Genomic DNA, 11749 nt, shown 5'->3' with positions numbered 1-11749 from the left:
TAGGAGCTTGAATTGGGCTGCGGATTAGTTGTATGAATAATCTATAATATATACCATGAATTTACGAAATAAAGTCTCTTTTTTTCTACTCTCTTTTGTGGCGGTTCCATTGTTTGCACAGACACCGCAACAGGAATTGGAACGGCTTCAACAAAACTATATCCAGTCTTTTATATCGAATGACGACCGGATGGCTTCATTGGTGGAACTCTTGTCAGGCATACAGCCTGAAACGGAAATATCCGATCAGGTTGTCGTTGAACTCCACCAGCGTTATCCTTTCAACGTGGAGAAAATAGCGGGATATATGGAAACGATCCGAGAAGACGGTTCCTGGCCGGATATTAACTATAACGACCAGAAACGATCGGGCTGGTCTGTCAAGGAACATGCCGACCGGGTGCTGGAACTAGCCAAGCTGTACAGGGCTGAAGAGGGCGATTGTCATTGGGAACCGAAGCTCGAATCGGTCATTCACCTGGCATTGGGCTACTGGTTCCGGGAGAAACCGGTCTGTAAGAACTGGTGGTATAACCAGATCGGTGTTCCCAAGACATTGGGACCAGCTTTCCTCCTAATGAAAGAACAATTGAACCCGGAGGAAAAGGAAGCCGCCATCGAGGTGATGGAAAATGCCAAGTTCGGCATGACAGGACAGAATAAAGTCTGGCTTGCCGGGAATGTGTTGATGCGTGGACTGTTGCAGGATGATTTCGAATTGGTAAAGGCTGCCCGTGATACTATTGTATCCGAGATTACGACTGGTATGCAGGAAGGAATCAAAAGCGACTGGAGCTTTCATCAGCACGGACCGCAGCAACAATTCGGAAACTACGGATTGGCTTTCCTGACGGAGATGAGTTCTTATTCCGGCCTGTTTGCGGGAACCGTTTTTGCCCTGAACAAGGAACAACAGGGAATTTTGAATTCTTTCCTTCTGAACGGCTATCGTTGGATTGTCTGGAAAGGGTATATGGATGTCAATGCACTGGACCGGCAATTGTTTCATAGCGGGCAGATACACAAGGCATTCAGTCTGGCTTTTGCCACAAATGCCCTGATGCGTGGCAGTTCCGCTGAAGATATCCGGCAGATGAATGAGTTCCTGAAAGATAACTATGCTCCCGAAAGAAAAGGTAGTGCTTTCATCGGGCATAAACATTTCTGGGATTCTGATCAGACCGTTCATCGTTTCTCCACCTGGATGGCTTCGGTCAAGATGGCCTCTGACCGGGTGATCGGCACGGAGTTGGTGAACGAAGATAATTTGAAAGGCTTTTATATGGGCGACGGTGCTCTTTATACGTACTGTCGTGGTGACGAGTATCTGAATATTTTTCCTTTCTGGGACTGGCGGAAGATTCCAGGCATTACCGCTTATGAGAGCGAGGCTCCCGTTCCTGCTTTTTTCAATTATGGGGCGCATGTGAGGAATAAGACTGCCTTTGTCGGAGGTGTGACGGATGGTGAAACCGGAATGACGGCAATGGTCTTGGATCGGGATGGTTTGCAGGCGCACAAGTCCTGGATCTTTACCCGCGATTATGTCCTTTGCTTAGGTGCCGGGATTCGTTCGGACAGCATTTTGGCGGTTACGACATCTGTAGACCAGCGGGTGAAACGGGGCGATTTGCTCCGATATGCCGATGGTAATTGGTTGCCGGTACAGGGAAAGTATGTTTCTTCTCCGGAGGAACAACGTTTCTTCCATGATAACACAGGGTATATTCTGTTACAACCTTCCGCCTATGTGGCCATTTCGGAAAAGCGATCCGGGCGCTGGTGTGATTTTATGGGATCATATGCTCCTAAAACGGTAGAAGGAGAGATTGTTAGTCTCTATATCGATCATGGAAGAGAGGATAACGCCGATTACCAATATTTGATCCTTCCAGCTTCTACCGCCGAAAAAACCGCAGCTTTTGCAGTACAGGATATCCGGGTGATCCGGAATGACACACCCATTCAGGCTGTTGCTGCCGGCAACTGTTTTTATGTGACGGCGTATGAGCCGCAGGTAGTAAACTTGCAAAAAGACTTGCAGGTCGATTTACAGACTCCGGGTATTTATATGTTCCGTCTGCATAATGGAAATTGGTTGATCGAAGCTGCCGATCCGACACACAAGCAACATTCCCTGTCGCTCAAAATGAATGGGAAGGATGTGAAGATCGTCTTCCCTCCCTGCCATGAACCGGGAAAAAGCATTTCTGCCCAACCGTTTATCAGTGCTCCTTTTTCCAAAGGAATCAAAGTGGATGGTAAACAAGACGACTGGAAAAACGTCTCGGCTGTAACTGGTCTAATCGCTCCCTGGGACGGGGCGGAAAAAGACAAAACCGCTTTTTATGCCTGTCATGATCAAAAGAACCTGTATTTCCTGTATGAGGTGTCTGATACTACTTTGGTTTATAATGACGAGAAGACGGAGGCTTCTGTCGGTAATGGAGACCGGATCGAGTTTTTTATGAGCAAGGATCCGGAGATGAAGACGTATTATTGTGCGGAGATCGATCCGAAGGGGAAAGTGATGGATTATGAAGCGCATAACTATCGTAAGTTTGATTTTAACTGGAACTTCAAGGATCTGAAGTTGGCAACTTCCGTCGGTAAAGATTCTTACCGTGTGGAAGGGAGCATTTCGTTGAAGACGCTAAGAAAATTAGGGTTGATTTCTCCGGAAGGTGAAATCCGCATGGGTGTTTACCGGGCCGATTATTTCGACGATGCCGGGGAGCGCGTGATCTGGTCATCCTGGATCGTCCCTGATGCTGCCGAACCGGATTTCCATATCCCGTCTTCTTTGGGAATATTAAAACTGGAGAATTTCGTACCTTTGTCACGACTAAAATAAAAGAAATATGAATAGAACGCTGATAAAAAACGCCACTATCATTAACGAAGGCCGCACCTTCACCGGTTCGGTACTGATCGAAGATGATAAGATTGCCGCAGTATATGAAGGGACAATTCCGGCTGAGTCCGGTGATGCGACCGTGATAGATGCTACAGGTAAATACTTGCTTCCGGGTGCTATCGACGATCAGGTGCATTTCCGTGAACCGGGATTGACGCATAAAGGCGATATCGCCAGCGAAAGCCGTGCTGCTGTAGCCGGTGGGGTGACTACCTTCATGGATATGCCGAATACGAAGCCTCAGACGACAACTCTTGCCGATCTGGAATGGAAATTGCAACGGGGAGCTGAAATGTCGGTTGCTAACTATTCCTTCTTCTTCGGCGGGACGAACGACAATATGGATGAAATCCGTAAACTGGATCGTAGCCGTGTGCCGGGTCTGAAACTCTTTCTCGGTTCTTCCACCGGTAATATGTTGGTCGATAAGAAGGATAGCCTGGAACGTATTTTCGGCGAAGCCGGGATGCTTATCGCTATCCATGCCGAAAAGGAGGAGGTCATCAAACGGAACATCGCTCATTATACGGGCTTGCACGGTGACGACTTGGATATCTCCTTCCATAGTAAGATCCGTAGCGAGGAAGCCTGCTATGCTTCCTCGTCCGAGGCAGTTGAACTGGCTACCCGTCTCGGTTCCCGTCTGCATATTCTGCATCTTTCGACAGCAAAAGAACTTTCTTTGTTGAGTAATAAGCTTCCGATTAGTGAAAAGAAGATCACAGGTGAAGTATGTGTGCATCATCTTTGGTTTCACGATGGCGATTATGAACAGTTCGGAAACCGTATCAAATGGAACCCGTCGATTAAGACGCTGGCAGACCGTACGGCACTGCGTGAAGCCGTTAATAACAACACAATCGATATTGTGGCGACCGACCATGCCCCGCATCTCCTTTCCGAAAAGGAGGGAAGTTGCCTGAAAGCCGCTTCCGGAGGTCCGCTGATCCAGCATTCGCTTATTGTTATGCTGGAATTGGCGATGGAAGGCCGTTTCACTTACGAAAAAGTGGTGGAAAAGATGGCTCACATGCCTTCAGAACTTTTCCGCGTGGATCGCCGTGGCTATATCCGTCCAGGTTATTATGCCGACCTTGTCTTGGTCGATCCGAAAGAAACCTGGACAGTGGCAAAAGAAAATATACTGTATAAATGCGGTTGGTCTCCTTTCGAAGGCTATACATTCCATCATGCCGTTTGGAAAACATTCGTCAACGGGCAACTGGCCTATGACAATGGACGGGTGAATGATGAGGTTCGCGGGATGGAAGCTCGGTATAGTTGAAAGGTGAAAGGTGAAAGTTAATTTTACGTCTCTTTATAACTTTCACCTTTCAACTGATATCAATAAGTTTGTGCGTTTGCAAGCTGAGGTGCCATTGGGGGTGGTGGAGGATGTACTCTACCACCTCTTTTGTATTCAGGCAGGAACAGGGTTGGAGGAAATGCCAGGTTGCTTTCAAACCGGCGTATTCCGTCAGGTCCTGTCCTGTATAGACCACTTTGATCTCATCTATATGTGTCAGCCTCAAGGGAAACCCTTTCGGGGAACAGGTCACCCAGTCGATGCCTTCCGGCAACGGGTTTGTCCCGTTAGTCTCGATGCAAATATATTTTCCTGCCATGTGTAGCAGATCGATAAAAGTCTGGTCGATCCAGAGCGAAGGTTCGCCTCCTGTCAAGATAACGACATTTGAAGGAAAGGCTGAAATAGCTTGTAAAATATCTTCATCAGACATCAAGATCCCTTCCTCGTGTCGGGTATCACAAAAACTGCATTTCAGGTTGCATCCGGAGAAGCGGACGAAAACGGCAGGCGTACCCGTATGGAAACCTTCTCCTTGGAGACTGTAGAATATCTCGTTAATCTTTCTCATAGATTGCCGTGTTTCCTTCTGATTCCTGAACTTCTACTTTGTAGCAGGTGGGAAGCTGGTCGCATATCCACTGGGCGATATTCTCGGCTGTCGGGTTAAAAGGGAGCACCTCGTTGAGGTTCCGGTGATCGAGCTGATCTTTTACGACCTGCTTGATATGGGTGAAATCGATCACCATGCCATCTGTGTTTAATTCTTTGGAACGGCAATGCACGGTGATAATCCAGTTGTGACCATGCAGATATTCGCATTTGCTCGGATAGGAAAGCGACAGACTGTGAGCTGCCGAAATCTCCATACGTTTGATAACGGTATACATACGATAAAACTGTTTTAGAATATTATGCCTGCACCTAATGTCACCTCGGTACAAGGTGCAAATTTACTGAAAAAATCGGGTTCCGAAGCGGTACTTAATGTATTGAAATATTAAAAATATCTGTAACTGTTTGTATGTATTTAAAACAAAGATCAGGGGAGGATCTATCGTAAAAATGAACTTTTTTGTTGTGAAATAAAAATATTATGTATTAATTTGCTTCATAATCAAAGATATGAGGTGGTTTTAACGTCTCTGAACCAGTATTTCGGCAGCAGTCCTATATTGTTAAAAAATAGAAGAAGCTGCAAATAAGTTTCGATAATCTTAAAAATGTGTTTTATAATATCTTTTTTTATTTGTTCAGTAATTTAAAATGCCTCATCTTTGCAAGCAGATAACCTAAACAATCTTTTTGCCTTAAAGACTAATACCTATTAAAACCTATAAAGAGGACCTTTGAGAAAAGGTCCTCTTTATGATTTTTAGAGGGTTACTCTTTTGTTTCTTCTATTTTTGACGATATTTTCCCAATCGCATCATTGAGTTTTTCTTCAGGTGGGATCATGTTGAAGTTGCCCCAGAACTTTTCATCGTAAGTAAATCGGGTTTCCGCAAAGATTGTCCGTGTCGGTAATGCTTCGCTACGGGCAAAGCGGCTTACTCGGTTCGTGTCTATTTTGCAGGTAACCATCTCGAACCAGGTATGCAGTGGGAAAGTTCCGAACAGTTGTTTCCTTTTCTTTATCCTGAAAAAGAGGTCGCCTCGGACATGGTTGATGTAATATTGGCCGTTGTAAGGTTTGTATGTTACGGTATAGATCACTTTTTGGGGAGTGATCTTTAGGTTGCGACTCTTTTTTTCCACCAGCATCCCGGTAGCCTGTTTAATGTATTTGGGGTTGATTTCGAAATGGGCGCGGAGCAATGTGTTGTTTTCCGTGTCGATATACAGTTCTCCCCGGTAAAGGGCGGAGTTGATGTTTCCTTTTTGTTCGAAATAGATCACATGGGCTAACCGGTCGTCGATCACGGCGATATCGGAAGATGCATACATATAAGACTCTATCTTTTCATCTGTCAGAAGGAAGTCAGGCAATTCTTTTATCAAGTCCAGGCTCAGGCTGGCGTTGATTCCCGACTTCATCCGGGCGATGATCGTGTCTTTTTCCTGCTGGCTGATGATCCGGCGCATTTTGAGCAGTTTGACCTGGTCCGGTGCCGGATTGGGCTTGTAGGCCGATTTGTAAATTTTGAATACAGCTTCCGTCAATCCTACGAATTTATTTTTTCGTTCGATTCCTTCCCGGTAGAAAGTAGTCAGGTAAGCGGGTGATTGCGGGTAGTTTTTCCGGATGTTTTCTTTCATGTCTCGAAGCAGGCGGAGTGGGTTGACGATGCGCACTACGACTTCTTGGATCGGGATTATTTTGGCATCGAGCGTGATCACCGTGTGTTGTCCGGCGAGAAGAGAGGCCTCTATCTTGCGGGGTTCGTAGCCTAAGTGGGAGAAGTAGAGCGTAGACCGGCGAAGCGAGTCGGGCAGCGTGAGCCGGAACTCCCCGTTTGCATTGGTGATGCTGCCGATTGAAGTAGCAAGGACTCCTATAGTGCCCGCCTTGATCGGTTCATTCGTCTGTTGGTCTTGTAGGATTCCTTTGACAATAAAATAGTTGTCTGCCTCTTTCGGAGGAATGGTCTCGGGAATGGCTGTTTGCCTGGCAGGTTGCGGCCCGGAGATCAGGATGTGATCGCCTATCACACGCAAGCTCAGTTCTTTGTTTCCTGTGATCAGGTAAATTGCCTGCCGGATGGTGTAGTCTCCTTTCGGGATGCGTACCGTTTTTTCATTATCGATCAGCTTGCTGTCATAGATAAAGAGAAAGCCGGTTTGTTCCGATACTTTGTCAAGCAGGCGGTAGACGGTATTTTTTTCTTTGGATAAGTGAATCATGCGGGCCAAAACATCATCGCCTCCCTCTGCGCATAACAGGCCTGTCGGAAGCAAAAGCATCCAAAAGCACAGACAGAGAAGGCGAAAAATCTGAATCATTAGCTTCACTATATAAATAACATTTAATTGTCAATTGAATAAAAGGATCATGTTGTCCTGTCGTGTTTTCTTCAAATCGAGGGCAAGGCAGATCAGTTCAGCCATCGCTTCGGGTGTATCATTGGAGAAGGTGACGGTAAGCGTCCGGTTCCATAGCTCTGGTGTCGTTTCCAACCGGATATCCGGATTTTGCAGATTGATCACCCGCAGGATATTGCCTAATTTTTCGTCTTTGAACCTGATTCGTTTGGTATAGCGGTCGAATAGTGCCGGATCGGGCGTCATGCTCAATTGCAGTCTTCGGGAGAGGAGCGTGACGGTTTCCCCGGCTTTTACATGGATGTCCTGTCCGTCCTTCTTCAACGTCACTTTTACTTCCCCTCGCTGTACAGACAGTTCGAAAGGAGTGCTATCGTTACTTTTCACATTGAAGGCCGTCCCTAACACTTCGATACGTGTATCTTCGGTTTCAATTATGAACGGCCGCTTGTGGTTGCCGGCTACATCGAACAGGGCATTCCCTTGCAAGCTCACTTCCCGTCGGTCGGATGAGAAATGTTCAGGAAACTTCAATGAAGTATTTCCTGCCAGGTAGACCACGGAACCATCCTCAAGGGTGGTTACCAATGTCGTTGCCGTCTCACTGTTCTGACGGGTGAGCAGGTTCGGATCGGTATCCTGCCCGGACCTGTTCAGGTAGGTGACAGAGACAAGCAGGCAAAGAAGGGCGACGGCAGCAGCGGCTACTCCTCTTTTCCATGCAGGGCTTCTGAATGGCGAAGCCGGTCTGCCCGAAAGCAAACCTTCTTCATCCAGACGTTGGTACAACGTATTCCAGGCCCGGTCTGTTTTTCTTTTATTTCTTTCTGTTTCAATCATATTTCATGTAAATCTCTAATTCGTCTCGTAGTGTTCGGAGTGCTTTCGTCATTTCGGCCTCGACTGTTTTGACTGAAAGGGAGAGGTTGGATGCGATTTCCGCATATTTCTTTCCTTCGAAACGATGCATCCGGAATATGCGGAGACGACGTTCGGGAAGCTTTTCGAGTGTCCGGTTTACCAGAGCTTCCAGTTCCTTGTATTCGATCTGCTCCTGTGGGTCGTCCGGTGTGTCGTCTTTATCCGGGTGGGAGAGGATGGCATCCCGATAACGGTTGCGTACATCCTGGTGTTCCCAGTACTGGAGGGATTGGTTACGCACGGCCCCATACAAATAGCTTTTTATCGTATGAAACAATTGTAACCGTTCCCTTTCCTTCCAAAACACATAGAATAATTCTTGTACGATCTCTTCCGCAATATCCATTCTCCCGGTTATGCTGGCTGCAAATATACAAAGAGGCATATAATACAGACGGAATACTTGTTCAAAAGCCTTGACGTCTCCATTTTTGATCTTTGTAAGTGTAAGCAGGTCTTTCATGTTTAATAATTATTCAATGTGCCAATTGAGAAATGTTGCTAATTTATACATTAATCTGCTCATTGGCAAATTGGCACATTACCTATGTTGCTTCTTCAGTTTGTTGACAGCGTGTTCCAATGATTCTGTCGGCTCGATGATATTGTAGGAACCCCAGAAACCTTCATCGGCAAAATTGGAAACCTTGTCCGATAAGGACTGGTTGGATCTGAATGCCATCTTGTAGGGAATAGTGTTTATGCCGCTTTCCTTGCCATCCGTTACGACCATCTCCGAAAGGATGGTGTAATTGGTTGAGAACAATTTGCGTTTCCAGTCGCATTTGAAGCGGACGCCGTTACGGATGTAACTCAGATAAGTCAGCCCATTGCGTTCCTTATAGTTGACCAGGAACGAGACTTCGACCGGTTTGAACCGTAACCCGAACGGCTTTTTCCGGAGGATCGCCTGCGTGGCCTTGTTGCGGTCGTTCATGTCGAGAAAGAATTCGGCCCGCGTGAAAGAGAGCCGTTCCTTGTCGATGTATAGTTTTCCATAATAAAGCGCATACGGTAATATGGCTTGCGGCTCGAAATTGATAACGTATTGTGGCCGGTCGTTGATCGTTGTCGATTCTTCCATCCGGAATTTATAGTAAGGCAGGCTTTCCAGGTCGAGCAGTACATCCGGATTCTTCACCACGTCCACATAGACGGATAGGTTCGGGCCTCCCAGCAGTTTGACGGCCAATGTGTCGCTTGCTTTCTGGCTGAGCAGCTTGCGCCCTTTGAATATCTGTACGCGATCGCGGTCTACTCCCTCGTCATAAGGAGTCTTGTAGATATCGATCACCGCTTCCGAGATGTTGATATACCGGCGCCCTTTCTGGGCCGTTTCACGATAGAATCCGGTTAGGAGGCTATGCTTCGAACTGTAGTTGGCCGGAATCTTTTTGATTGCTTCTTCCACCAAGTAACGAGGATCGCGGGCATGGATGATAACTTCGTCGAGCATATTCGTGTAGGGGGTCAGCCACACGGTCTGTTCTTCCACATCCTTGCCGTTGAGTTCTATTTTACTGTTGAAATATCCGAGGTGCGAAATCTCCACTTCTTTGGCATGGATGGAATCCTTTACCTTGAAAGAAAACTCACCGTCGGCGTTCGTGACCGTGCCGGTCGTACTGCCCGGAATAGAAATATTGACATATTCCAGGCTCTTTTTGCTCTTTTTGTCTTTTACGATACCACTGACCGTGATGTAACCCCCTTCGTCAGCCGAATCCGTTTGTGCCTGTAAAGGCGTGAATCCCGCCAGCGACAGTGTAATGAGCAAGTATCCCCATAGTTGTTTATGCATCGCTTTCATATCTCATATAGTTTAATAAGTAAATACTCGTGCTTGTATTACTAAGATGGTTCAGCCGGCAAATACCCTATGCTTCGTCCCTGGATTTTTTTATTATGATGGACATAGTTTGAAAATTTGACTATTTTTGCGCAGGTTATACTAAGATGAGACGATGACAGAGCAGGAGATAAGGAAATATTTAAGGCGGATCGAAGAGGAGAATTCCCAGACTGCTCTGCGTAGCTTTTATAATCTTTGCTTCGACCGTTTCTTTCGTATAGCCTACTACTATCTGCATACGGAAGAGTGGGCACAGGAGGTCGTCCTCGATGTATTCCTGAAAATATGGGAACGTCGCGAGTCTTTGCACCATATAGCCAATTTGGAAGATTATTTCTTTATCACGATAAAAAATGCCTCTCTGAACTATCTCGAAAAGGAACAACGCCGGAAAGACATGACGGCGGATGCTTTTGACGGTGTGTCCATCTCCGGTGAATCGCCGGAAGACATCTTGGTCAGTGAGGAACTTTTCGCCCACTATGTCAAGGCCCTCGATCGCCTGCCGGAGCGATGTCGTGAAATATTTATCCGTGTACGTGAAGAAAAGCAGTCTTATGCCGAGGTAGCGAAAGACTTGGGCATAAGCGTCAATACGGTCGATGTACAGTTACAGAAAGCGATCGGGCGGATGCGAGATATGTTGTCGCGTTATATAAGCGGAACCGAAAATTGAGACAGTTGGAGTGATGTCCGTGAGCAATACGAGACCTTGTTGCGTACGCGCCCGGACCTTTTCCAACGGGTCCCGTTGAAGCATATTGCTTCATTCCTGCAAATTACCCCGCAGTCGCTTAGCCGGATACGCGCCTCTGTGAAATAACATTTGTTTTTTTACACGTTTATCATTTAGTAAGTAGAGTCTGTATTTTGCCTGGTGGGTAGAAAGGTGAAAAAATATATTACCCGCAAATGTAGTTTCAAAATGCATGTCTTATATAATCCTATTTACATGGGGTGGTCTTGACATTTTTGATACACGGTCATTTCTGTATGTTGTGCAGCGTTTCTTTTTTCCAAAGCATCTTATCTATAATGGAGATTATTGGACGATGAAGCTGTCCGGATGGTTAAAGTATATATAAATGCTTGGAAACTATTTGGAAACAGCTATATTTGTGAATAAAATGGATGGTTTTTATTAGTGAGACAGAAGGGGTATTAAACCTACCCCCTTGTATTTAGTCTAAAGAATAGAAATATTATAAAGTAGAGGAGAAACGAATATGAAACCCATGAAATTAACATCTTTGATGGTGATGCTTCTGGTAGGCTTCAGTGCCGCAGCCCAGGAGGAGTTCTTTGATGATGTGTATTTCTCTTCCAGCAAAAAAGATAAAAAAGAAAAAACAGAAGAGAAGGTCATACAGCCTAAAGAGGATGCTGAACGTACTACGATGACGTCTACATACAGTACCAGCAAAAGAAAAAGTGCTGTGTCTGATGAAGAACGAGATGTAGATGAATATAACCGTCGCTATACTTCGGTTGACGTGGAGGAGCCGTATGATGAAGATTCAGACGGTGAAATCTTGGCCGAATATAACGACGATATGGATAATGAAAAAACTGTCGCTTCCGATTCTAAAAAGGAACGTCGTTCGGATACGGAATATACCGAGCGTATCATCCGTTACCATTCGCCGAGCAAGATTACGATTGCCGGAGCAGACCAAGTCGATCTGTATCTGAGTGACGGATATTATGCTTATGGCTACGATACGGATTATTCCAACGGCAGTACCAACGTAAGTGTCAATGTGAACATCGG

General features: G+C 46.0%; 9 protein-coding genes and 2 pseudogenes. 5 read left to right on the top strand and 6 right to left on the bottom strand.

What is annotated here, in order from left to right:
• Nucleotides 1–55: 55 nt before the first annotated feature.
• Together BHV83_RS09855 and BHV83_RS09850 are read left to right on the top strand one after the other, a co-directional pair.
• Nucleotides 56–2854 carry a polysaccharide lyase family 8 super-sandwich domain-containing protein gene (locus tag BHV83_RS09855; RefSeq protein WP_122205821.1) on the top strand — a complete coding sequence of 933 codons (2799 nt, stop codon included), beginning with the start codon at nucleotides 56–58 and terminating at the stop codon, nucleotides 2852–2854.
• Between the two features lie 7 nt (nucleotides 2855–2861).
• On the top strand, nucleotides 2862–4202 hold the full coding sequence (locus tag BHV83_RS09850; protein ID WP_046451799.1) for a dihydroorotase: 1341 nt from the start codon (nucleotides 2862–2864) through the stop codon (nucleotides 4200–4202).
• A gap of 49 nt (nucleotides 4203–4251) precedes the next feature.
• On the opposite strand, the gene BHV83_RS09845 is transcribed toward BHV83_RS09850, so the two are convergent.
• The 6 genes from BHV83_RS09845 to BHV83_RS09820 all read right to left on the bottom strand — a co-directional run bounded on the left by BHV83_RS09845 (nucleotide 4252) and on the right by BHV83_RS09820 (nucleotide 9936).
• Nucleotides 4252–4794, bottom strand: a complete 543-nt coding sequence (locus BHV83_RS09845; RefSeq protein WP_005635107.1) for a 7-carboxy-7-deazaguanine synthase QueE — start codon at nucleotides 4792–4794, stop codon at nucleotides 4252–4254.
• On the bottom strand, nucleotides 4781–5113 hold the full coding sequence (gene queD, locus BHV83_RS09840; RefSeq protein ID WP_046451798.1) for a 6-carboxytetrahydropterin synthase QueD: 333 nt from the start codon (nucleotides 5111–5113) through the stop codon (nucleotides 4781–4783). The genes BHV83_RS09845 and queD overlap by 14 nt, the downstream gene beginning before the upstream one ends.
• Nucleotides 5114–5606: 493 nt before the next feature.
• Nucleotides 5607–7166 (bottom strand): STN and carboxypeptidase regulatory-like domain-containing protein, encoded by a 1560-nt coding sequence (locus BHV83_RS09835; protein ID WP_374938856.1) that lies wholly within the window; start codon nucleotides 7164–7166, stop codon nucleotides 5607–5609.
• Between the two features lie 30 nt (nucleotides 7167–7196).
• The gene (locus BHV83_RS09830; RefSeq protein ID WP_122205820.1) at nucleotides 7197–8045 is read right to left on the bottom strand and encodes a FecR family protein; all 849 of its coding nucleotides are present in this window, start codon (nucleotides 8043–8045) and stop codon (nucleotides 7197–7199) included.
• Entirely contained in the window at nucleotides 8038–8589 is a 552-nt protein-coding gene (locus BHV83_RS09825; protein ID WP_046451795.1) for an RNA polymerase sigma-70 factor, read from the bottom strand. Before BHV83_RS09825 ends, BHV83_RS09830 begins: the two co-directional genes overlap by 8 nt.
• A 78-nt stretch (nucleotides 8590–8667) precedes the next feature.
• Nucleotides 8668–9936, bottom strand: a complete 1269-nt coding sequence (locus BHV83_RS09820) for a carboxypeptidase-like regulatory domain-containing protein (protein ID WP_005635093.1) — start codon at nucleotides 9934–9936, stop codon at nucleotides 8668–8670.
• A 154-nt stretch (nucleotides 9937–10090) separates the two neighbouring features.
• Between BHV83_RS09820 and BHV83_RS09815 the strand changes: the two genes are divergently transcribed.
• The 3 genes and pseudogenes from BHV83_RS09815 to BHV83_RS09805 all read left to right on the top strand — a co-directional run.
• A complete protein-coding gene (locus BHV83_RS09815; protein WP_005635091.1) occupies nucleotides 10091–10654 on the top strand; it encodes an RNA polymerase sigma-70 factor in 564 nt (187 codons plus the stop codon).
• Nucleotides 10655–10801, top strand: a pseudogene (locus tag BHV83_RS09810) (Crp/Fnr family transcriptional regulator); the annotation flags it as partial.
• A gap of 412 nt (nucleotides 10802–11213) precedes the next feature.
• Nucleotides 11214–11749 (top strand): annotated as a pseudogene (locus tag BHV83_RS09805) (hypothetical protein); the annotation flags it as partial.

The organism is Parabacteroides sp. merdae-related_45_40, assembly GCF_001915675.1.
This window is presented reverse-complemented; position numbering and strand designations above follow the sequence as displayed.